Source organism: Buttiauxella sp. AC038 (genome assembly GCF_979253565.1).
This window is the reverse complement of record NZ_CEEDCQ010000001.1, coordinates 4062858-4084567: the sequence shown is the minus strand read 5'-3', so window position 1 is coordinate 4084567 and position 21710 is coordinate 4062858. Positions and strand designations below refer to the sequence as shown.

The 21710-nt window shown below is 50.2% G+C and carries 22 protein-coding genes and 1 pseudogene; 15 read left to right on the top strand and 8 right to left on the bottom strand.

What is annotated here, in order from left to right; all coding sequences use genetic code 11:
* Nucleotides 1-96: 96 nt before the first annotated feature.
* From skp to AC0IXI_RS19355, 12 genes and pseudogenes are all read left to right on the top strand, one after another.
* A complete protein-coding gene (gene skp, locus AC0IXI_RS19410) occupies nt 97-597 on the top strand; it encodes a molecular chaperone Skp (RefSeq protein ID WP_134186986.1) in 501 nt (166 codons plus the stop codon).
* Between the two features lie 3 nt (nt 598-600).
* Complete coding sequence (gene lpxD / locus AC0IXI_RS19405; RefSeq protein WP_154151412.1) at nt 601-1626, top strand: UDP-3-O-(3-hydroxymyristoyl)glucosamine N-acyltransferase; 1026 nt, start codon at nt 601-603, stop codon at nt 1624-1626.
* Between the two features lie 116 nt (nt 1627-1742).
* A complete protein-coding gene (fabZ, locus tag AC0IXI_RS19400; protein WP_064516336.1) occupies nt 1743-2198 on the top strand; it encodes a 3-hydroxyacyl-ACP dehydratase FabZ in 456 nt (151 codons plus the stop codon).
* A 3-nt stretch (nt 2199-2201) separates the two neighbouring features.
* Nucleotides 2202-2990 carry an acyl-ACP--UDP-N-acetylglucosamine O-acyltransferase gene (gene lpxA / locus AC0IXI_RS19395; protein WP_064516338.1) on the top strand — a complete coding sequence of 263 codons (789 nt, stop codon included), beginning with the start codon at nt 2202-2204 and terminating at the stop codon, nt 2988-2990.
* Nucleotides 2991-4139 carry a lipid-A-disaccharide synthase gene (gene lpxB / locus AC0IXI_RS19390; RefSeq protein WP_413499495.1) on the top strand — a complete coding sequence of 383 codons (1149 nt, stop codon included), beginning with the start codon at nt 2991-2993 and terminating at the stop codon, nt 4137-4139.
* Complete coding sequence (gene rnhB, locus AC0IXI_RS19385; RefSeq protein ID WP_064516342.1) at nt 4136-4732, top strand: ribonuclease HII; 597 nt, start codon at nt 4136-4138, stop codon at nt 4730-4732. The genes lpxB and rnhB overlap by 4 nt, the downstream gene beginning before the upstream one ends.
* A gap of 38 nt (nt 4733-4770) precedes the next feature.
* On the top strand, nt 4771-8253 hold the full coding sequence (gene dnaE, locus AC0IXI_RS19380) for a DNA polymerase III subunit alpha (RefSeq protein WP_471682956.1): 3483 nt from the start codon (nt 4771-4773) through the stop codon (nt 8251-8253).
* A gap of 12 nt (nt 8254-8265) precedes the next feature.
* Nucleotides 8266-9224 (top strand): annotated as a pseudogene (accA, locus tag AC0IXI_RS19375) (acetyl-CoA carboxylase carboxyl transferase subunit alpha).
* Nucleotides 9225-9379: 155 nt separating this feature from the next.
* A complete protein-coding gene (locus tag AC0IXI_RS19370) occupies nt 9380-11521 on the top strand; it encodes a lysine decarboxylase LdcC (RefSeq protein ID WP_064556832.1) in 2142 nt (713 codons plus the stop codon).
* Nucleotides 11522-11577: 56 nt separating this feature from the next.
* Nucleotides 11578-11967 (top strand): VOC family protein, encoded by a 390-nt coding sequence (locus tag AC0IXI_RS19365; protein WP_134186974.1) that lies wholly within the window; start codon nt 11578-11580, stop codon nt 11965-11967.
* Between the two features lie 63 nt (nt 11968-12030).
* On the top strand, nt 12031-13338 hold the full coding sequence (gene tilS, locus AC0IXI_RS19360) for a tRNA lysidine(34) synthetase TilS (RefSeq protein WP_471682955.1): 1308 nt from the start codon (nt 12031-12033) through the stop codon (nt 13336-13338).
* Nucleotides 13338-13649 (top strand): c-type cytochrome, encoded by a 312-nt coding sequence (locus AC0IXI_RS19355; RefSeq protein ID WP_134186970.1) that lies wholly within the window; start codon nt 13338-13340, stop codon nt 13647-13649. The genes tilS and AC0IXI_RS19355 overlap by 1 nt, the downstream gene beginning before the upstream one ends.
* A 48-nt stretch (nt 13650-13697) precedes the next feature.
* On the opposite strand, the gene rof is transcribed toward AC0IXI_RS19355, so the two are convergent.
* Together rof and AC0IXI_RS19345 are read right to left on the bottom strand one after the other, a co-directional pair.
* On the bottom strand, nt 13698-13958 hold the full coding sequence (gene rof / locus AC0IXI_RS19350) for a Rho-binding antiterminator (protein ID WP_034460830.1): 261 nt from the start codon (nt 13956-13958) through the stop codon (nt 13698-13700).
* Nucleotides 13945-14145 carry a YaeP family protein gene (locus tag AC0IXI_RS19345; RefSeq protein ID WP_034460828.1) on the bottom strand — a complete coding sequence of 67 codons (201 nt, stop codon included), beginning with the start codon at nt 14143-14145 and terminating at the stop codon, nt 13945-13947. The genes rof and AC0IXI_RS19345 overlap by 14 nt, the downstream gene beginning before the upstream one ends.
* A gap of 204 nt (nt 14146-14349) precedes the next feature.
* Between AC0IXI_RS19345 and AC0IXI_RS19340 the strand changes: the two genes are divergently transcribed.
* From AC0IXI_RS19340 to nlpE, 3 genes are read left to right on the top strand one after another with little or no spacing between them, the layout of a single operon-like run.
* Nucleotides 14350-14892: a YaeQ family protein gene (locus tag AC0IXI_RS19340; protein WP_064516355.1), complete on the top strand. Its 543-nt coding sequence runs from the start codon at nt 14350-14352 to the stop codon at nt 14890-14892.
* Entirely contained in the window at nt 14892-15311 is a 420-nt protein-coding gene (arfB, locus tag AC0IXI_RS19335; RefSeq protein WP_064516357.1) for an alternative ribosome rescue aminoacyl-tRNA hydrolase ArfB, read from the top strand. The genes AC0IXI_RS19340 and arfB overlap by 1 nt, the downstream gene beginning before the upstream one ends.
* 38 nt (nt 15312-15349) lie before the next feature.
* Nucleotides 15350-16045 (top strand): envelope stress response activation lipoprotein NlpE, encoded by a 696-nt coding sequence (gene nlpE / locus AC0IXI_RS19330; RefSeq protein WP_064516394.1) that lies wholly within the window; start codon nt 15350-15352, stop codon nt 16043-16045.
* 64 nt (nt 16046-16109) lie between these two features.
* On the opposite strand, the gene proS is transcribed toward nlpE, so the two are convergent.
* The 6 genes from proS to metN form a co-directional block, all read right to left on the bottom strand.
* Nucleotides 16110-17828 (bottom strand): proline--tRNA ligase, encoded by a 1719-nt coding sequence (proS, locus tag AC0IXI_RS19325; protein ID WP_064516359.1) that lies wholly within the window; start codon nt 17826-17828, stop codon nt 16110-16112.
* A gap of 113 nt (nt 17829-17941) precedes the next feature.
* Nucleotides 17942-18649, bottom strand: coding sequence for a tRNA (N6-threonylcarbamoyladenosine(37)-N6)-methyltransferase TrmO (tsaA, locus tag AC0IXI_RS19320; RefSeq protein WP_134186964.1), 708 nt, complete (start codon nt 18647-18649; stop codon nt 17942-17944).
* The gene (gene rcsF / locus AC0IXI_RS19315) at nt 18646-19050 is read right to left on the bottom strand and encodes an Rcs stress response system protein RcsF (protein WP_064516364.1); all 405 of its coding nucleotides are present in this window, start codon (nt 19048-19050) and stop codon (nt 18646-18648) included. Before rcsF ends, tsaA begins: the two co-directional genes overlap by 4 nt.
* A 114-nt stretch (nt 19051-19164) precedes the next feature.
* Nucleotides 19165-19980: a methionine ABC transporter substrate-binding lipoprotein MetQ gene (gene metQ / locus AC0IXI_RS19310; RefSeq protein WP_064516366.1), complete on the bottom strand. Its 816-nt coding sequence runs from the start codon at nt 19978-19980 to the stop codon at nt 19165-19167.
* 44 nt (nt 19981-20024) lie between these two features.
* The gene (locus AC0IXI_RS19305; RefSeq protein WP_064516368.1) at nt 20025-20678 is read right to left on the bottom strand and encodes a methionine ABC transporter permease MetI; all 654 of its coding nucleotides are present in this window, start codon (nt 20676-20678) and stop codon (nt 20025-20027) included.
* Nucleotides 20671-21702, bottom strand: a complete 1032-nt coding sequence (gene metN / locus AC0IXI_RS19300) for a methionine ABC transporter ATP-binding protein MetN (RefSeq protein ID WP_064516370.1) — start codon at nt 21700-21702, stop codon at nt 20671-20673. Before metN ends, AC0IXI_RS19305 begins: the two co-directional genes overlap by 8 nt.
* Nucleotides 21703-21710: the final 8 nt, after the last annotated feature.

Below are 21710 nucleotides of genomic sequence, written 5' to 3'. Positions count from 1 at the left end.
AAGCAGTGTAGCGTTGATGCCAGTTCGCTAAATGCAGAACTGGCACACGCAAAAAAGAGTGTCTTCGGACACATTCGGGATGGTAAGGAGTTTATTGTGAAAAAGTGGTTATTTGCCGCAGGTCTTGGCCTCGCTATGGCTGCATCTGCCAGCGTTCAAGCAGCTGACAGCATTGCTGTAGTAAACATGGGCAACCTGTTCCAACAGGTAGCACAGAGCACCGGTGTGTCTAAAACTCTTGAAAACGAGTTTAAAGGCCGCGCAAGCGAGTTGCAGAATATGGAAGGCGACCTGCAGTCCAAAATGCAAAAGCTGCAACGCGATGGTTCTACCATGAAAGCTGCTGACCGCAGCAAAGCTGAAAAAGATCTGATGGCTCAACGTCAGCAGTTCCAGACTAAAGCTCAGGCATTCGAACAAGATCGTCAACGTCGCTCTAACGAAGAGCGTGGCAAACTGGTTACTCGTATTCAGAGCGCAGTGAAGAAAGTTGCTGACGACAAAGGCATCGACGTAGTTCTGGATGCTAACACCGTTGCTTATGCTGGCAGCAGTGTTAAAGACATCACTTCAGATGTTCTGAAACAGGTTAAATAAGTAATGTCTTCAATTCGACTGGCTGATTTAGCCCAGCAGTTGGATGCAGATTTGCACGGTGATGGCGATCTCGTCATCACCGGCGTTGCATCTATGCAAACGGCCCAGGCTGGCCAAATTACGTTCATGGTTAACCCACGTTACCGTGAGCAATTGGCTGTTTGCCAGGCTTCTGCCGTCGTTATGACTGAAGCCGACCTCCCTTTCGCACATAGCGCGGCATTGGTAGTGAAGAATCCCTACCTCACATATGCTCGCATGGCGCAAATCCTTGATTCCACGCCGCAACCTGCTCAAAACATCGCACCAAGTGCAGTGATTGATGCAACTGCGACGTTGGGTAATAACGTAGCCATTGGCGCCAATGCGGTTATCGAATCTGGTGTAGTGCTTGGTGATAACGTCGTGATTGGTCCTGGCTGTTTCGTGGGTAAACATACCAAAATTGGTGCTGGCACACGCCTGTGGGCGAATGTGTCGATTTACCATGAAATCCAGATCGGTGAACAGTGCCTGGTTCAGTCCGGTACCGTCATCGGTTCAGATGGTTTTGGTTATGCTAACGATCGTGGCAATTGGGTGAAGATCCCCCAACTTGGTCGCGTGATTATTGGCGATCGTGTCGAGATCGGTGCTTGTACGACGATTGACCGTGGCGCACTAGACGACACGATTATTGGCAATGGTGTTATCATTGATAATCAATGCCAGATTGCACATAACGTTGTGATTGGCGACAATACTGCTGTTGCTGGCGGTGTGATCATGGCAGGCAGCCTGAAAATTGGCCGTTACTGCATGATTGGTGGTGCCAGTGTTATCAATGGCCATATGGAAATCTGCGATAAAGTCACCGTGACTGGAATGGGCATGGTAATGCGCCCTATCACAGAGCCGGGGGTTTACTCCTCAGGTATTCCACTACAGCCGAACAAAGTGTGGCGTAAAACAGCCGCGTTGGTGATGAATATCGACGAGATCAGCAAACGCTTGAAATCCGTTGAGAAAAAAATCAATCAACAAGACTAAAAGTCACCCGCCCAAGACGCGTTAGTGCTTACTGATTTGCGGCCTGCTAGCTATCCCGAGATAGTCGCAGGCCGTGTTATTATTGTCATTTGGTACATTTAGACAGGAAGAGTATCTTGACTACCGACACTCATACTCTGCACATCGAAGAGATTTTGGAACTTCTGCCACACCGTTACCCGTTCTTGCTGGTAGACCGCGTGCTGGATTTTGAAGAGGGGCGTTTTTTACGTGCAGTAAAAAATGTCACAGTAAACGAGCCGTTTTTCCAGGGCCACTTCCCTGGTAAACCGATTTTCCCGGGTGTGCTGATTCTTGAAGCGATGGCGCAAGCCACCGGTATTCTTGCGTTCAAAAGCGTAGGGAAACTGGAACCTGGTGAGCTTTATTACTTTGCTGGTATCGATGAAGCGCGTTTCAAACGTCCTGTCGTACCTGGTGACCAGATGGTCATGGAAGTTACTTTCGAGAAAACCCGCCGTGGTCTGACGCGCTTTAAAGGCGTGGCAACTGTTGACGGTAAAATTGTCTGCGAAGCAACTATGATGTGTGCCCGCAGCCGGGAGAGTTAATACGTGATTGATAAATCCGCCTTTATTCATCCATCTGCCATTGTGGAAGACGGTGCCGTTATTGGTGCTAACGTTCATATTGGTCCGTTTTGTATTGTTGGTCCGCATGTTGAAATCGGTGAAGGTACCGTTCTGAAATCCCATGTTGTGGTAAATGGTCATACGACTATTGGCCGTGATAACGAGATTTATCAGTTCGCTTCCATTGGTGAAGTTAACCAGGATCTGAAATATGCCGGTGAGCCAACTCGTGTGGAAATTGGCGATCGCAACCGCATTCGTGAAAGCGTCACCATCCATCGCGGAACAGAGCAGGGCGGTGGTTTGACGAAGGTGGGTAGCGATAACCTGCTGATGGTCAACGCTCACGTGGCGCATGATTGTACAGTCGGTAACCGCTGTATCCTCGCAAATAACGCAACTCTTGCTGGTCACGTTTCCGTTGATGATTTCGCAATCATTGGCGGCATGACCGCTGTGCACCAGTTCTGCATTATCGGTGCACACGTGATGGTGGGTGGTTGTTCCGGTGTGGCACAAGATGTTCCACCGTATGTTATCGCGCAGGGCAACCACGCAACGCCATTCGGTGTAAACATCGAAGGGCTTAAACGCCGCGGCTTTACCAGAGAAGCTATTCACGCTGTTCGCAACGCGTATAAGATTCTCTACCGCAGCGGGAAAACCTTCGAAGAAGCGAAGCCTGAAATTGCTGCGATTGCCGAGCAGCATCCAGAAGTGAACGCATTTGTTGAATTCTTTGAACGTTCAACTCGTGGTCTGATTCGCTAAATGAAACCTGGTCGTCCGCTTACGATTGCCCTGGTCGCCGGAGAAACTTCCGGCGATATTCTTGGTGCTGGTCTGATTCGTGCTCTGAAAGCTCGTCATCCTGATGCTCGCTTTGTTGGTGTTGCCGGGCCTCTGATGCAGGCTGAAGGCTGTGAAGCCTGGTATGAGATGGAAGAGCTGGCGGTGATGGGCATTGTTGAAGTGCTCGGTCGCCTGCGTCGCTTATTGCATATCCGAGCCGATCTCACGCGCCGTTTCACCGAATTGCAGCCAGACGTTTTTGTCGGCATCGATGCGCCTGATTTCAATATCACGCTTGAAGGCAATCTTAAGAAGCAGGGTATTCGCACCATTCATTACGTCAGCCCTTCCGTTTGGGCATGGCGGCAAAAACGCGTTTTCAAAATTGGCAGAGCAACGGATTTAGTGCTCGCATTTCTGCCTTTCGAAAAAGCGTTTTACGATAGATTTAATGTTCCTTGCCGGTTTATCGGTCATACCATGGCGGATGCCATGCCGCTTGATCCTGATAAAAATGCCGCCCGCGCGACTCTGGGTATTTCCCCTGATGCGAAATGCCTGGCACTATTACCGGGGAGCCGTGGGGCAGAAGTTGAAATGCTCAGCGCGGATTTCCTGAAAACAGCTCTTTTGCTGCGTGAGCGTTTCCCGGGGCTCGAAATTGTCGTTCCTTTGGTTAATGCCAAACGCCGTGAGCAGTTTGAGCGTATCAAAGCAGAAGTCGCGCCTGACCTGACAATGCATTTGCTTAATGGGCAAGGGCGCGAAGCGATGGTGGCAAGCGATGCCGCATTGCTGGCATCAGGTACTGCGGCACTTGAGTGCATGCTGGCGAAATGCCCGATGGTGGTGGGCTATCGCATGAAGCCATTTACTTTCTGGCTGGCGAAGCGACTGGTGAAAACCGATTACGTTTCACTGCCAAATCTACTGGCTGGACGTGAACTGGTTAAAGAATTGCTGCAGGAAGAGTGCGAGCCAAATGCACTTGCGCAGGCGCTGAGTCCGTTGCTGGAAGACGGCGCGCAGAGCCATCAAATGCATGACACCTTCCGTGAACTGCATCAGCAGATTCGTTGTAATGCCGATGAACAGGCGGCCGATGCTGTGCTGGAGCTCGCACAATGATTGAATTTATTTATCCTCATACGCACCTGGTTGCGGGTGTTGATGAAGTCGGCCGTGGCCCGTTGGTTGGTGCAGTCGTCACCGCTGCGGTGATCCTCGACCCGGCGAAGCCTATCATTGGCCTTGCCGACTCGAAGAAGCTTTCTGAAAAACGCCGCAACGCGCTTTATGATGAAATCGTCGAAAAAGCACTGTCCTGGAGTCTTGGGCGTGCTGAGCCCGAAGAGATTGACCAGCTAAATATTTTGCACGCCACAATGCTTGCGATGCAGCGTGCGGTTGCAGGCCTTTGCGTGGCTCCAGAATATGTACTGATTGATGGCAACCGCTGCCCTGCATTACCGATGCCTTCTCTGGCCGTAGTTAAAGGTGACAGTCGGGTTGCAGAAATCAGTGCGGCATCAATAATTGCCAAAGTGACGCGCGATCGTGAAATGGCAGAGCTTGATCTCTCCTTCCCGCAATACGGTTTTGCCCAACATAAGGGCTACCCCACAGCTTTCCATTTGGAAAAGCTAGCAGAGCATGGTGCGACTGAACATCATCGTCGTAGCTTTGCTCCGGTCAAACGCGCTCTCGGACTGGCGTCCTGATTTGCGGACGTACGTTACACATCTAAACGGAATGAGAAATGGCTGAACCACGTTTCGTACACCTTAGGGTGCACAGCGACTACTCCATGGTTGATGGCCTGGCAAAAACAGCACCGCTGGTGAAGAAAGCCGCGGCGATGGGTATGCCAGCAATTGCTATCACTGATTTTACCAACCTCTGCGGGCTGGTGAAATTCTATGGTGCTGCGCACGGCGCAGGGCTTAAGCCGATCATTGGTGCTGATTTTAACGTTGCGAATGAATTGTTGGGTGATGAACTCAGCCATTTAACCGTACTTGCTGCAAACAATGTCGGTTATCAAAACCTGACATTGCTCATCTCTAAGGCTTACCAGCGTGGTTACGGTGCTGCAGGCCCCATTATCGACCGAGCGTGGCTTGCCGAACTGAATGAAGGGCTGATCCTTCTTTCTGGCGGGCGCATGGGGGATATTGGCAAAAACTTGTTGCGTGGAAATACAGCACAGCTTGATTTGTGCCTGGAATTTTATCAGCAATATTTTGCCGATCGCTTCTATCTGGAATTGATTCGTACTGGTCGTCCTGACGAAGAAAGTTATTTGCATGCCGCTGTCGCTTTAGCGGATGAACGTGGTTTGCCGGTTGTTGCAACGAACGACGTAAGATTCATTGAGTCTACAGATTTTGATGCCCATGAAATCCGCGTTGCTATTCACGATGGCTTTACCCTTGATGATCCTAAACGCCCGCGTAACTACTCTTCGCAGCAGTATCTGCGTACCGAAGAGGAGATGTGCGAGCTGTTTTCGGACGTCCCGGAAGCGCTGGAAAACAGCGTAGAAATTGCCAGACGCTGTAACGTTACAGTGCGCCTTGGCGAATATTTCCTGCCGCAATTCCCAACCGGTGAGATGTCTACCGAAGACTTCCTGGTGATGAAGTCTAAAGAAGGGCTCGAAGATCGTCTGGAATTCTTGTTCAAAGATCCTGAAGAGCGTGCGGTGAAAAGGCAGCCGTACGACGAGCGTCTGGATATTGAGCTAAAAGTTATTAACCAGATGGGGTTCCCGGGCTACTTCCTGATCGTGATGGAATTTATCCAGTGGTCCAAAGACAACGGCGTGCCGGTAGGGCCTGGCCGTGGTTCTGGTGCGGGTTCACTGGTGGCTTATGCTCTGAAGATTACCGATCTTGATCCGCTAGAGTTTGACCTGTTGTTCGAACGTTTCCTTAACCCGGAACGTGTATCGATGCCCGACTTCGATATCGACTTCTGCATGGAAAAACGCGATTGGGTTATCGACCACGTCGCCGAAATGTACGGGCGCGAAGCGGTATCACAGATTATTACCTTTGGTACCATGGCGGCAAAAGCGGTTATCCGCGATGTGGGCCGTGTACTGGGGCACCCATACGGTTTTGTCGATCGGATTTCTAAACTGATCCCGCCAGATCCTGGCATGACGCTTGCCAAAGCGTTTGAAGTTGAACCGCAGCTTCCCGAAATGTATGAAGCTGACGAAGAAGTTAAAGCGCTTATTGATATGGCGCGTAAGCTTGAAGGTGTCACGCGTAACGCTGGTAAACATGCTGGCGGCGTGGTTATTGCACCAACCAAAATTACTGACTTTGCTCCGCTTTATTGCGATGACCAGGGCCAAAACCCGGTCACCCAGTTCGATAAAAACGATGTGGAATATGCGGGCCTGGTGAAGTTCGACTTCCTCGGCTTGCGTACGCTGACCATCATCGACTGGGCGTTGAAGATGATCAACCCGCGTCGGGCAAAGCAAGGTTTAGAACCGATTGATATCGCGGCAATCCCGCTCGAAGACAAGAAAAGCTTCGACATGCTACAACGCTCGGAAACCACTGCGGTGTTCCAGCTAGAATCCCGCGGCATGAAAGATCTTATCAAGCGTCTGCAGCCTGACTGCTTCGAAGATATGATCGCACTGGTTGCGCTGTTCCGCCCCGGCCCGCTGCAATCGGGCATGGTTGATAACTTTATCGACCGTAAACACGGGCGTGAAGCCATCTCTTATCCGGATATTCAATGGCAGCATGAAAGCCTGAAACCGGTACTTGAACCGACCTACGGCATTATCCTGTATCAAGAACAGGTTATGCAGATTGCACAGGTGCTGGCGGGTTACTCGCTCGGTGGTGCGGATATGCTACGTCGTGCGATGGGTAAAAAGAACCCGGTCGAAATGGCGAAGCAGCGTGGCGGTTTTGAAGATGGTGCGAAATCGCGTGGTATTGATGGTGAACTGGCGATTAAGATCTTCGACCTGGTAGAGAAATTTGCCGGCTATGGGTTTAACAAATCTCACTCAGCCGCTTATGCCCTGGTTTCTTACCAGACGCTGTGGCTAAAAGCGCACTATCCGGCAGAGTTTATGGCGGCGGTGATGACCGCTGATATGGATAACACCGAGAAAATCGTCGGCCTGGTGGATGAATGCTGGCGCATGGGCCTGAAAATTCTGCCACCTGATATTAACTCCGGGCTGTACCATTTCCACGTTAATGGCGACGGGGAAATCGTTTATGGTATCGGCGCGATTAAAGGTGTCGGTGAAGGCCCAATTGAAGCGATAATTGAGGCGCGTAACGAGGGCGGTTATTTCCGCGAGCTGTTCGACCTGTGTGCGCGTGCTGACGTTAAAAAACTCAATAAACGCATTCTTGAAAAATTAGTGATGTCCGGGGCGTTTGACCGCCTTGGGCCGCATCGCGCAGCACTGATGAATGCGTTGCCTGATGCACTTAAAGCGGCTGACCAACATGCGAAAGCCGAAGCCATCGGCCAGGTGGATATGTTCGGTGTATTGGCCGATGAACCTGAGCAGGTTGAGCAGTCCTACGCCAGCGTAATGCAATGGCCTGAACAAGTGGTGCTGGATGGTGAGCGTGAAACGTTAGGGTTATACCTGACGGGGCATCCTATTACCCAGTATCTGAAAGAAATTGAGCGCTATGTCGGTGGCATGCGCCTGAAAGAGATGCACCCGACAGAACGTGGTAAAATGACCACAGCTGCGGGTCTGGTGATTGCTTCGCGGGTGATGGTTACCAAGCGCGGCAATCGCATTGGCATCTGTACTCTGGATGACCGTTCTGGTCGCCTGGAAGTGATGCTATTCACAGATGCGTTAGAAAAGTACCAGCATCTGTTGGAAAAAGACCGTATCCTGATCGTCAGCGGACAGGTCAGCTTTGATGACTTCAGCGGTGGCCTTAAAATGACTGCTCGCGAAGTTATGGATATAGACGAGGCCCGCGAAAAGTATGCGCGTGGGCTTGCTATCTCGCTGACGGACAGGCAAATTGATGACCAGCTTTTGAACCGTCTCCGTCAGTCTCTGGAACCCCATCGTTCGGGGACCATTCCAGTACATCTCTACTATCAGAGAGCGGATGCACGTGCGCGTTTGCGTTTTGGCGCAGCATGGCGTGTATCCCCAAGCGATCGTTTGCTCAATGAGCTTCGCACGCTGATAGGATCGGAGCAGGTGGAACTGGAGTTTGACTAATACAGGAATATTATGAGTCTGAATTTCCTCGATTTTGAACAGCCGATTGCAGAGCTGGAAGCGAAAATTGATTCCCTGACTGCAGTTAGCCGTCAGGACGAAAAGTTAGATATTAATCTCGACGAAGAAGTGCAGCGCCTGCGTGAAAAAAGCGTAGAACTCACACGTAAAATCTTCGCCGATTTAGGAGCATGGCAGATTGCTCAACTGGCGCGTCACCCGCAGCGCCCGTATACGCTTGATTACCTGCGTCTCGCTTTTGATGAGTTCGATGAACTTGCGGGTGACCGTGCGTATGCTGACGATAAAGCTATTGTTGGTGGCATTGCGCGTCTTGATGGTCGTCCTGTTATGGTCATTGGCCATCAGAAAGGCCGTGAGACTAAAGAGAAAATCCGCCGTAACTTCGGTATGCCAGCACCAGAAGGCTACCGTAAAGCACTGCGTTTGATGGAAATGGCTGAGCGTTTCAAAATGCCAATCATTACCTTCATCGACACCCTGGGGCTTATCCTGGTGTGGGCGCAGAAGAACGCGGCCAGTCAGAAGCTATCGCTCGCAACTTACGTGAAATGTCTGGCCTGAAAGTGCCGGTCATCTGTACCGTAATCGGCGAAGGTGGTTCTGGTGGTGCGTTGGCAATCGGCGTGGGCGATAAAGTGAATATGCTGCAGTACAGCACCTATTCCGTTATCTCTCCGGAAGGTTGTGCGTCAATTCTGTGGAAAAGTGCTGATAAGGCACCAATCGCTGCAGAAGCGATGGGTATCATTGCGCCACGCCTGAAAGAGCTGAAGCTGATTGATTCCGTGATCCCTGAACCACTGGGCGGTGCACACCGTAACGTGGAAGCAATGGCCGCTTCACTGAAAGCGCAATTGCTGGCCGATCTTGCCGATCTGGACGTGTTGAATACCGAAGAGCTGTTGGCTCGTCGTTATCACCGTCTGATGAGTTACGGTTACGCATAATAGCTTGATGCACTGAAGAAGGAGGTCAGAAGAAATTCTGGCCTTTTTTATTATCTGAATCCCACACTTTAAGAAGCTTTACACCTCTGCACTTGTCCTCAGCCACTTTTCAATAAACTATGCTTACCTGAAGGTTTTTTTCCAGGAGGTAAGCGTTGAATATTATTGCAATCATGGGACCGCATGGCGTTTTCTACAAAGACGAGCCAATCAAAGAACTCCACCAGGCGCTGGAAGTTCAGGGTTTTCGCCTGATTTACCCGACCAACAGTACCGACCTGCTGAAACTAATCGAACATAACCCGCGTATCTGCGGCGTCATTTTTGACTGGGATGAATACAGCCTGGATTTATGCAGCGAAATTAATGCGCTGAATGAATATCTGCCGTTGTATGCGTTTATCAACACACACTCTTCGCTGGATGTCAGTGTCAACGAAATGCGCATGGCGCTGTGGTTCTTTGAATACGCCCTCAGTGCGGCAGACGATATCGCCCTGCGCATCCGTCAGTACACCAATGAATATCTCGACAACATCACCCCGCCGTTAACCAAAGCATTGTTCAACTATGTGAACGAAGGGAAATATACCTTCTGCACGCCGGGGCATATGGCGGGCACCGCCTATCTGAAAAGCCCGGTTGGCTGTTTGTTCTATGACTTCTTTGGCGCGAACACGCTTAAAGCGGATGTCTCTATTTCGGTGACGGAACTGGGATCGTTACTCGATCACACTGGCCCACATCTGGAAGCTGAGGAATATATCGCCCGTACTTTTGGTGCGGAGCAGAGTTATATGGTGACCAACGGCACATCCACGTCGAATAAAATCGTGGGTATGTATGCCGCACCTTCCGGCAGCACGGTGCTGATTGACCGTAACTGCCACAAATCGCTGACCCATTTGCTGATGATGACCGACCTGGTACCCATCTGGTTAAAACCGACACGCAACGCGCTGGGGATTTTGGGCGGCATTCCGCAGCGTGAATTTATGCGCGAGAGTATCGAGGCGAAAGTTGCTGCGACGGAAAATGCCCAGTGGCCGGTGCATGCGGTTATCACCAACTCGACTTACGATGGCTTGCTGTATAACACCGAATTTATCAAACAGACTCTCGATGTACCCTCGATCCACTTTGATTCCGCCTGGGTGCCGTACACCAACTTCCACGCTATTTATCAGGGTAAAAGCGGTATGAGTGGCGATCGCGTGCCGGGGAAAGTGATTTACGAAACCCAGTCCACACACAAATTACTGGCAGCGTTGTCGCAGGCATCCCTCATTCATATTAAAGGTGACTACGACGAGGAAACTTTCAACGAAGCCTACATGATGCATACCACTACATCGCCAAGTTATCCGCTGGTGGCATCCATTGAAACGGCGGCAGCAATGCTGCGAGGCAACCCCGGCAAGCGGTTGATTAACCGTTCGGTAGAGCGTGCGCTGCATTTCCGTCGTGAAGTTCAGCGCCTGCGAGAAGAGTCAGAGGACTGGTTCTTCGATATCTGGCAGCCGGAATTTATTGATGAAGCCGCCTGTTGGCCGATTTCGCCCGGCGAAGAGAACTGGCACGGTTTCAAAGATGCCGATGCTGACCATATGTACCTCGACCCGATAAAAGTCACCATTCTGACGCCAGGCATGGATGAGTTAGGGACGATGGCTGATGAGGGCATTCCCGCGGCACTGGTGGCGAAGTTCCTTGATGAACGCGGTGTGGTCGTCGAAAAAACAGGGCCATATAACCTGCTGTTCCTGTTTAGCATTGGGATAGACAAAACCAAGGCGTTAAGTTTGTTGCGTGGTTTGACGGAGTTTAAACGCTCGTATGACCTCAATTTGCGTGTGAAAAACATGCTGCCGGATTTGTATGCTGAAGATCCTGATTTTTATCGCAATATGCGTATCCAGGACCTGGCGCAAGGCATCCACAAATTGATTAAGCAGCATAATCTTTCTGACCTGATGCTGCGTGCTTTTGATGTGCTCCCGGAAATGAAAATGACGCCGCACAAGGCGTATCAACAGCAAGTGAAAGGTAACGTTGAAACGGTAGAAATCGAACAATTGCTTAATCGCGTTTCAGCAAACATGATCCTGCCGTATCCACCCGGTGTGCCGGTGGTGATGCCTGGTGAGATGATCACCAATGAAAGTCGGGCAGTGCTCGATTTCCTGCTGATGCTGTGTTCTGTGGGAGAGCACTATCCTGGGTTTGAAACCGACATTCACGGAGCCAAACTGGGTGAGGATGGCATCTACAGAGTACGAGTCCTAAAATCGGTGTAGCGTATTGATTTACCGATGCATGATAGTTACCGTGCGAAAAAGAAAAAGGAGCATTTATGCTGGGTTTAAAGCAAGTTCACCACATCGCTATCATCGCGTCGGATTACCCAACCAGTAAGCATTTTTACTGCGATATTCTTGGCTTTACGCTGCAAGCGGAAGCCTATCGTGAAGAACGGGATTCATGGAAAGGTGATTTGGCATTGAACGGGCAATATGTCATTGAGCTATTTTCCTTCCCGTTCCCGCCAGCAAGGCCGAGTCGCCCAGAGGCTTGTGGGTTACGTCATCTGGCGTTTAGCGTTGACGATATCGACAGCGCGATTGTTCACCTTGAGAAGCATGGTGTGAAGTGTGAGCCGGTTCGTATCGATCCGTTCACCAATAAGCGTTTTACTTTCTTTAACGACCCCGATGGCTTGCCTCTTGAGCTATACCAGCAGTAACGCTTGCCTCTCTTCTCGTAGCCCGGTAACGTGCCGGGCAAAACCTTATTCAAGTTACTGACTATGCCACTTCGTCCTCTCATCAAATTATTGCAACCGCACCCGAATTTGCTGGTGGCGTTTAGTGGTGGCCTGGATTCCACGGTTTTGCTCCATCAGTTGGTTATGCTTCGCGATACGCAGGCCGCAAACCTCCAGATTCGCGCCATGCATATTCATCATGGTTTAAGCCCCTATGCTGATGAATGGGCAGAACATTGCCAGCAAGTTTGTGAGCAATGGAACGTGCCGTTTGAAGTCAAACGCGTAAAACTCGCAGACGAGGGATTGGGCCTTGAAGCCCACGCGCGAGCAGCACGTTATCAGGCGCTGGCTGAAACAATACGGCCAGACGAAGTGTTGCTGACGGCGCAGCACCTTGATGACCAGTGTGAAACGTTTTTACTTGCCCTGAAGCGGGGGAGTGGCCCTGCGGGGCTGGCCGCAATGCCAGAACGTTTGCCGTTTGGTGAGACAGAATTAATCCGACCGCTGCTGGGGCAAACGCGCAAAGATCTGGAAGCGTGGGCGAATGAACACCAGCTAACGTGGATAGAAGACGAAAGTAATCAGGATGATAGCTACGACCGGAATTTCTTGAGGTTGCGGGTCATTCCTGAAATCCAGCAGCGCTGGCCGCATTTCCCGCAAAGCGTTGCTCGTAGCGCTGAACTGTGTGGCGAGCAAGAGCAGTTACTTGATGAGCTACTTGCCGAACAACTCAATGCGCTGATTCAGGATGATGGCTCATTACTGATTGAGCCTCTGCTGTCCCTGAGCGATATCCGACGTGCCGCGTTGTTACGCCGTTGGTTTGCCCGGCAAAAAGCCGCCATGCCATCACGGGCTGCTTTAGCGCGCTTGTGGGGTGAAGTTGCGACCAGCCGTGACGATGCCACTCCTCGCCTGAGATTTGGCGCTTACGAAGTTCGCCGTTATCAGGGGGCGCTGTACTGGCTGCCTTTGATGAACGGATTGGGTGATGAAATCATTTCCTGGCCGGCACCTTTTGCACCACTCACGTTGCCTGACGGCCTGGGCACGCTTTTATGTGCGCCGTGTGGACAGGAAATTCGGGCACCTCACGATAACGAGCCTGTTACCTTACGCTTTAAGGCTTCCGGACAGTTCCATATTGTTGGGCGCGAACGAGGTCGAAGTTTGAAAAAAATCTGGCAGGAGTCAGGTATTCCACCCTGGCTGCGCGAAAGAACGCCGCTGCTATTTTATGGTGAGCAATTAATTGCAGCACTGGGTGTTTTTGTCACCCGGGAAGGCATTGCAACGGAACAATCATGCTGGCGTGTCGACTGGCAAAAGGAGAATCAATAATGAAAAGAATGATTATTTTGGCTGGAGTGTTGTTGTGTAGCCAACCGGTACTGGCAAAAGGTGACGCAGCCGCTGGTGAGCAGAAAGCAATGATGTGTGTGGCCTGCCACGGTGCGACGGGGAAAGTGTCCGTGCCGATGTACCCGAATCTTGCCGGGCAAAACGAGGCGTATCTTGAACACTCGTTGAAGGCATATAAAAAAGGTGAGCGCAGCGGTGGGCAAGCGGAAGTGATGAAGGCTTATGTGAGCGGCCTTTCCGATGAAGATATAAGTAATCTGGCGGCTTACTACGCCTCAATGAAACCGTAAAAAAAACGGGCAGCTCATGGCTGCCCGCATATGCGGATACTTTGCGTATCAGGACTCGCTAACTACGACAGTACCAATTTCAGGATGGCTGAAGCTGGTAATTTTATCGAGACGAACTTCGCGAGTGGCTCCGGCATCATCGAGAATCAGATATTCGATGTTTTTACGAGACACCAGGTCACTGGCTTTCGCCTTGAAAACTTCTCCGCTCTTTAACTCCAGCGTCAATAATAAGTGATGCTGGCAGGCGAGCTCGAGATTGTCATAATCATCACAATTGATGGGTTGATAGGCATCATTCATTGACATAATCGCTCACCAGTAAGTTCGCGGCAGCATACGCCGCCTGTTCCCTAATCGATTCTGGTTGTGCTTCGTTGGAAGCCACTTCATTCAGCACTTTCAATACGCAACCCAGTGCATCGGGAATGTAACCCAAATCTCCGCTGGCTATTTCCGCATAGCGCCGCCGTACTAATTCACAATACTTTTCCACACGCCCTCCTTTCAGAGTCCCGAACTCAGACTTAATCGTGTGATGCCAGTTAAGCCTACGAAGATAAACTCTGTTTAGCAAGGTGACTATACCACAGCAGTGAAACCGATATCAGCAGACCAACTCGCTACTTGAGTGAATACATAACAGCGTTTTAGCGGGGTTTTCGTTACAATGAGCGCCTTATTCGTGTGGAGAAGTGTGATGGCGTTAAAAGCGACAATCTATAAAGCGATGGTGAATGTTGCCGATCTCGATCGCAATCAATTCCTGGATAGCAACCTGACGCTTGCGCGCCATCCTTCGGAAACGCAAGAACGTATGATGCTGCGTTTGCTGGCATGGATTAAATACGCCAACGAGCGCCTGCAATTTAGCCGTGGTTTAAGTGCTGAAGACGAGCCGGAAATCTGGCAGCGTAACGATCATATGGGTATCGACCTGTGGATTGAGCTGGGCCTGCCAGAAGAAAAACGTCTGAAAAAAGCCTGTAGCCAATCTGCGCAAGTGGCGCTGTTTACCTATAACAGCCGTGCTGCGGAAGTCTGGTGGCAGCAGCATCAGAACAAACTCAAGCAATACCAAAACTTGTCTATCTGGTATCTGGATGATGAGCAACTGGCGAAGCTGTGTGAGTTTGGTACACGTTCGATGAACTTGCAGGCTACCATTCAGGATGGCGCTATCTGGTTATCTGATGCTGAGAATAATCTCGAAATTCATTTCACGGCCTGGCAGCATCATTGATGATAGTGGTGTCACGAGCGGTAGCTATACCGGACACTGAGGTCACTATTACGGCTATCCGCGCGCAGGGAGCGGGCGGTCAGCATGTGAATAAAACCTCAACAGCTATCCATTTGCGTTTTGACATTCGTGCCTCCAGCCTGCCAGAGTATTATAAAGAACGCTTGCTGGCGGCAAGTCACCATTTGATTACGCCTGATGGCGTGGTGATAATTAAGGCACAAGAATACCGTAGTCAGGAAATGAACCGTGAAGCGGCAGTCGCACGGCTTATTTCATTGATTCAGGAATTAACCGTTGAGCAGAAAAGCCGACGAGCGACGCGACCTACGCGCGCGTCAAAAGAGCGTCGTCTGGCATCGAAATCACAAAAATCAACGACGAAATCATTGCGTGGAAAAGTCCGTCGCCCTGAGTGACGAACGGCAAAGATATTGACCAGAAGAGGGAAGAGATGGTGAAAAAGATTCTATTGTCGGCAGTTGCCGTATGCAGCTTGTTTGCACTTTTTGGTTGTAATAACCGGGCTGAAGTTCAAACGTTACAGCCGGCTCAAGCCGCAGAACTACAGCCAATGCAGCAAAGTTATAAAGGGGTTTTACCTTGTGCGGATTGTTCAGGGATTGAAACGTCGCTGTTTTTGGAAAAAGACGGCACCTGGGTGATGAACCAACGTTATCAGGACGCAAAAGAACCGGCAGTATTTGCATCTTACGGTAGCTGGGCGCGTACGGCGGATAAACTTGTTCTCACTGAACGTGACGGTGAAAAGCTCTATTTCCGCCCGAAAGGCGATAACCTGGAGATGTTGGACAGGGCAGGTAATTCGATTGAGTCTCAGCTCAATTACACTCTGACGCCGAGTAAAGAAGCGTTACCTGCAACGCCAATGACCATGAAAGGCATGTACAAATACATGGCTGATGCGGCAATTTTCCAGGATTGCACCACCGGGAAAACATTCCCTGTGGCCAGTAACGCAGAACTGGAACGTGGATATGCGGCAGCGCGGGGTGAGGATTACCAGCCGGTGTTGCTGGTGGTTGATGCGCACTTTACCTTGCAGGCATCACCAGATAGCGGCGAGTTGAAGAAAACCGTCGTTGCTGACAGAACAGCTAAATTTGAGCCTAAGAAAAGCTGTCACGATTGATAAACCGTGGATATAAAAAAGCCCCGCTAATTGCTTAGCGGGGCTTTTTCTTTATGCGTCAGAGTTAGCGTGGAATCTGCGCCAATAAGAAATCAATGATTTCGCTGGTTTTGATCATCTGCTTCTCGCCTGCACGGCGGTTTTTGTATTCAACTTCTTCGCTATCAAGGTTGCGATCGCCGATAACGACAGTGTGTGGAATACCAATCAGTTCCATATCGGCAAACATCACGCCTGGACGCTCTTTACGGTCATCCATTAATACGTCGATGCCTTTGGCACGCAGAGTTGAGTACAGCTCTTCAGCCAGTTCTTTCACGCGGAAAGATTTGTGCATGTTCATCGGCAGAATCGCAACCTGGAAAGGTGCAATCGCATCTGGCCAGACAATGCCGCGCTCGTCGTTGTTCTGCTCGATTGCAGCAGCCACTACGCGAGTCACACCGATACCGTAGCAACCCATTGTCAGCGTCTGGTTACGGCCATCTTCACCCTGAACAGAGGCTTTCATCGCTTCAGAATACTTGGTGCCGAGCTGGAAGATATGACCCACTTCGATACCGCGTTTAATCAGCAGAGTGCCTTTACCGTCCGGGCTAGGATCGCCTTCCACCACGTTACGAATATCAGCAACTTCTGGCAGCGCAACATCGCGTTCCCAGTTAACGCCAACGAAGTGTTTACCGTCGATGTTTGCGCCCGTCGCGAAATCACTCATTGCGGCAACGGTACGGTCGATAACAACAGGGATTGGCAGATTAATTGGGCCAAGTGAACCTGGACCTGCTTTAGCGACGGCACGAATTTCTTCTTCGGTCGCGAAAGTCAGTGGGCTGGCAACTTGCGGCAGTTTTTCTGCTTTAACTTCGTTCAGTTCATGATCGCCACGAACCAGCAGAGCAACCAGCGGATAAGCGCTACCTTCGGTAGCTTTGACCATCAAAGTCTTCACTGTTTTCTCAACTGGCAGATTGAACTGCTCAACCAACTCGGCGATGGTTTTTGCATTCGGCGTATCGATCTGCGTCATTTCAACAGTGGGTGCAGCACGACCACCTGCTGGAGCAACGGCTTCAGCAAATTCAATATTCGCGGCGAAATCAGAATCAGTTGAGAAGATAACATCGTCTTCACCGCTCTGTGCCAGTACCTGGAATTCGTGAGATGCGCTGCCACCAATAGAACCGGTATCTGCTTCTACTGCACGGAAATCCAGACCCATACGGGTGAAGATTTTGCTGTAGGCTTGATACATTGCATCATAAGTTTCCTGCAGGGATTCCTGAGAAGTATGGAAAGAGTAAGCATCTTTCATCAGGAATTCACGGGAACGCATGACGCCGAAACGTGGGCGCACTTCGTCACGGAACTTAGTCTGGATCTGGAAGAAGTTCAGTGGCAGTTGTTTGTAAGAGCTCAGCTCATTACGAATCAGGTCAGTGATGACTTCTTCGTGAGTTGGGCCGAGAACAAATGGGCGATCGCCGCGATCAACAAAACGCAGCAGCTCTGGGCCATACTGTTCCCAACGACCACTCTCCTGCCACAAATCTGCGGGCTGAACCACGGGCATGCACATCTCGATGGCACCGGCGTTGTTCATCTCTTCACGCACGATGTTTTCGACTTTTTTCAGGACGCGCAGACCGGTCGGCAACCAGGTATACAAACCAGAAGCGAGTTTGCGGATCATCCCGGCACGCAGCATCAGTTGGTGGCTGATGACCTCAGCGTCGGCTGGTGTCTCCTTCAGTGTGGAGAGCAGATATTGGCTAGTACGCATGTTGTTACGGTTCCATTTGAACGGCAGATAACTGGCTACCTGAGTAGCCTGATGCAAAATAAGTGTTTTAGTTTACCAGTGTGGCAGGGATGTCAAAAGAGAAGGGCGATAAATTAACGGGTCTCAATTGCAAACACTTCTGAACCTTCGTCGGTCACACGCCAGCGAACGTTAAAATCCAGCAATAAAACGGCGTAGGTTTTCCCCACATCTTCTGTCTTACGATAGGCTGGACGAGGATCTTGTGCGAGCACCTGGCGGATGAAACGCTCAATATAAGGGTAACGTTTATCCAGCACCGTTAATTGCTGCTGCACTTCAGCGGTAAAGTAAACCGGCATATCGGCTGCGGGAGCATGCTGCGCATAACCCGCCATGGCGTCTGGTATCGCTTCAGCAAACGGCAAATAAGGTTTGATATCAACGACCGGCGTGCCGTCGACCAAATCCAGGCTGCCTAACTGCAAAATGACCTGATCTTTCTGGCAACGAATACCTTTCAGCTCAACCAGCGACATCCCAATGGGATTGGGGCGGAAAGTCGAGCGAGTAGCAAAGACGCCCATACGCGCATTCCCACCCAGGCGCGGCGGGCGAACCGTCGGGCGCCAGCCACCTTCCATCGTTTGATGAAAGACAAACAAAAGCCATAGATGGCTAAAGCCTTCAAGACCACGAACAGCATCTGCCACATTATACGGAGGCAGTAAATGCAGCTCGCCACCGCCATCAGTCACTAAACCAGGCTGGCGGGGAACGGCAAACTTCTCTTTATAAGGAGAGTGAATAACGCCGATTTGCTCAAAACTAAAGGCTGTCATTTTGCCGAAACGTTTAACGCAGACCCAACACAAACGGCCTGACGATAGCACCCAGGAGTACCACTGGTAATATCACAGCTATGCAATAACACGGCGTTTGCTTTCATTTTTGATGCGTTAACTTGCAAGCGTTTACGGGCTGTTGGGATATTTGGTGGCGAATCCTGATTACTAACCTGGCATGAATCGCCGCTGACTTCGCCAAGATCGCGGAAAGGCTTACCTACTAACTCTTCAGCATTGGTATAAATTCTTACGGGGGCCGGACGAACTGGCTTTGGTTTAACAGGCTCAGGTGCCGGTGTTGTTGCAGTGCTTTTAACAGGTTCAACAGGGGATCTGCTTAGCATCGTACAGCCGCTCAGCATGACTGCTAATAAACAGATCGGTAAAGCACGCATAATTTTTCCTCAATGAATGATAAAACGCGATTATTGAACCAAGCTCTCGCACAAATAACAAGACGGGCATAAGCCCGTCTTAGATTATTTACGCAAAAATAGAAGAATGGAAACTTACCAGCCTTTTACTGCGCCGCCGTTGAAGACTTTGTTTGCTGCTTCGTAAACTTCGTCAGACTGGTAAGCCTGAACGAATTTCTTCACATTTTCAGCGTCTTTGTTGTCTTCACGGGATACGATCATGTTCACGTATGGAGAGTCTTTATCTTCAACGAAGATACCGTCTTTCGCTGGGGTCAGGCCAATCTGGCTTGCGTAAGTGGTGTTGATGATAGCCAGAGCAATCTGAGCATCGTCCAGAGAACGTGGCAACTGAGGTGCTTCCAGCTCAACCAGCTTCAGGTTTTTAGGGTTCTCGGTGACATCCAGAACGGTTGGCAGCAGGCCAACACCATCTTTCAGTTTGATCAGACCTTGTTTTTGTAGCAGCAGTAAAGAGCGGCCAAGGTTAGTTGGATCGTTTGGCAGAGCGACCTGTGCGCCAGTTTGCAGCTCATCCAGAGATTTGATTTTTTTGGAGTAACCAGCAATTGGGTATACGAATGTGTTGCCTACGCTTACCAGTTTGTAACCACGATCTTTGATCTGCTGATCCAGGTATGGTTTGTGCTGGAAGGCGTTAGCATCGATATCGCCTTTGCTCAGTGCTTCGTTAGGCAGAACGTAATCGTTAAAGGTAACCAGCTCAACATCCAGGCCATATTTCTCTTTTGCGACTTTCTGCGCAACTTCAGCAACCTGCTGTTCAGCACCAACGATGACGCCAACTTTAATATGGTTTGGATCTTTCTCGTCCTGACCGCAACCCACAAGTGCCAGAGAACCAATCAGAGCACCAACTGCCGCAAAGGTTTTAAATTTAAAAGACATATCCCTTCCTTACTATGTGTAAAAACGATGTTGTGTTGAACGTATTATTTGTGAGTCACTGCCCGGACGATACGATCGCCTGAGAATTGAATTAAATACACTAATACCACCAATAACACTAATACCGTATTCATCACGGTAGCGTTATAACCGATATAACCGTACTGATAACCAATCTGACCTAAGCCACCGGCACCAACCGCACCACCCATAGCAGAATAGCCAACCAGGGTAATCAGCGTGATGGTTGCAGCATTCACCAGACCCGGTAGTGCTTCTGGCAACAGAACTTTGCGAATGATCTGCATTGGTGTGGCACCCATTGCGCGTGAAGCTTCAATCAGGCCCGACGGGATTTCTAACAAGGCGTTTTCAACCATACGTGCGATGAATGGTGCGGCACCTACAGTTAATGGCACGATAGCAGCCTGCAGACCAATTGAGGTCCCGACAATGGTACGAGTAAATGGAATCATCCATACCAGCAATATAATGAACGGGATAGAACGGAAGATATTCACTAACGCTGAAAGGCTGTTATAAACCTTCGCGTTCGCACTGATTTGCCCCGGACGTGTAATATAGAGGAGCACACCAACAGGCAACCCAAGAACGAAACCAAAGAAGCCAGACACAAACGTCATCGCCAGCGTTTCATACACGCCTTTTAACAGTAACCACATCATTGGCTCAGACATAACCCAGCACCTCTACTTTTACATGTTGCTGCTGCAGGTATGCGATAGCAGCGTCCATATCTTGATGTTCTCCGTGCAACTCACACAGCATAATGCCGAACTTCACGCCTCCAGCGTAATCCATCTGCGCGCTGATGATATTGCTGTTCACATTAAAGCGGCGGGCGGTTTCGGAAAGCAGCGGAGCATCAACAGACTGGCCGGTAAATTCCAGGCGCAGTAAAGGAACCGTTGTTTCGCTTTTATCGGCGCTCAAACGCTGTGCGTAATCTTCCGGAATATCCAGATGCAAAGTGGATTGAATGAACTGTTGTGCCAGCGGTGTCTTTGGATGAGAGAACACTTCGCTTACGGTGTCTTGTTCTATTAACTCACCGTCGCTAATGACCGCAACGCAATCACAGATGCGTTTAACAACATCCATTTCATGAGTAATTAAAAGAATAGTCAGGCCAAGACGGCGGTTGATATCTTTCAGAAGTTCCAGAATCGAGCGTGTCGTTGCGGGATCGAGTGCGCTGGTGGCTTCATCGCACAGCAGGACTTTTGGATTACTTGCCAGAGCGCGAGCAATCGCGACACGCTGCTTTTGCCCACCGGACAGGTTAGCTGGGTATGCATCGTGCTTTTCGCTCAGGCCGACTAAATCGAGTAATTCAGACACGCGGCGCTTAATTTCTTCACGTGGCGTATTATCCAGCTCTAAAGGCAATGCAACGTTGCCATAAACAGTACGGGAAGAGAGCAAATTAAAGTGCTGGAAAATCATGCCAATCTGGCGGCGAGCTTTAGTCAGCTGCCCTTCAGAAAGCGTAGTCAGCTCCTGGCCATCGACCAGTACTGAACCTTGAGTTGGGCGTTCGAGCAGGTTTACACAGCGTATGAGTGTGCTTTTCCCTGCACCTGATGCGCCGATCACGCCATAAATTTGCCCAGCAGGAACATGCAGGCTGACATTATTCAGCGCCTGTATGCTGCGGCTTCCTTGCTGGAACACTTTGGTGATATTCGAAAGTTTAATCATTAGGTTAT

What these genes read in the sequence shown, in the direction of transcription:
- lpxB (WP_413499495.1), top strand. Translation starts at nt 2,991, where the DNA reads ATGAAACCTGGTCGTCCGCTTACGATTGCCCTGGTCGCCGGAGAAACT.
- proS (WP_064516359.1), bottom strand. Translation starts at nt 17,828, where the DNA reads ATGCGTACTAGCCAATATCTGCTCTCCACACTGAAGGAGACACCAGCC.
- rnhB (WP_064516342.1), top strand. Translation starts at nt 4,136, where the DNA reads ATGATTGAATTTATTTATCCTCATACGCACCTGGTTGCGGGTGTTGAT.
- AC0IXI_RS19340 (WP_064516355.1), top strand. Translation starts at nt 14,350, where the DNA reads ATGGCGTTAAAAGCGACAATCTATAAAGCGATGGTGAATGTTGCCGAT.
- rof (WP_034460830.1), bottom strand. Translation starts at nt 13,958, where the DNA reads ATGTCAATGAATGATGCCTATCAACCCATCAATTGTGATGATTATGAC.
- metN (WP_064516370.1), bottom strand. Translation starts at nt 21,702, where the DNA reads ATGATTAAACTTTCGAATATCACCAAAGTGTTCCAGCAAGGAAGCCGC.
- AC0IXI_RS19365 (WP_134186974.1), top strand. Translation starts at nt 11,578, where the DNA reads ATGCTGGGTTTAAAGCAAGTTCACCACATCGCTATCATCGCGTCGGAT.
- rcsF (WP_064516364.1), bottom strand. Translation starts at nt 19,050, where the DNA reads ATGCGTGCTTTACCGATCTGTTTATTAGCAGTCATGCTGAGCGGCTGT.
- tsaA (WP_134186964.1), bottom strand. Translation starts at nt 18,649, where the DNA reads ATGACAGCCTTTAGTTTTGAGCAAATCGGCGTTATTCACTCTCCTTAT.
- AC0IXI_RS19355 (WP_134186970.1), top strand. Translation starts at nt 13,338, where the DNA reads ATGAAAAGAATGATTATTTTGGCTGGAGTGTTGTTGTGTAGCCAACCG.
- tilS (WP_471682955.1), top strand. Translation starts at nt 12,031, where the DNA reads ATGCCACTTCGTCCTCTCATCAAATTATTGCAACCGCACCCGAATTTG.
- metQ (WP_064516366.1), bottom strand. Translation starts at nt 19,980, where the DNA reads ATGTCTTTTAAATTTAAAACCTTTGCGGCAGTTGGTGCTCTGATTGGT.
- lpxD (WP_154151412.1), top strand. Translation starts at nt 601, where the DNA reads ATGTCTTCAATTCGACTGGCTGATTTAGCCCAGCAGTTGGATGCAGAT.
- dnaE (WP_471682956.1), top strand. Translation starts at nt 4,771, where the DNA reads ATGGCTGAACCACGTTTCGTACACCTTAGGGTGCACAGCGACTACTCC.
- arfB (WP_064516357.1), top strand. Translation starts at nt 14,892, where the DNA reads ATGATAGTGGTGTCACGAGCGGTAGCTATACCGGACACTGAGGTCACT.
- AC0IXI_RS19305 (WP_064516368.1), bottom strand. Translation starts at nt 20,678, where the DNA reads ATGTCTGAGCCAATGATGTGGTTACTGTTAAAAGGCGTGTATGAAACG.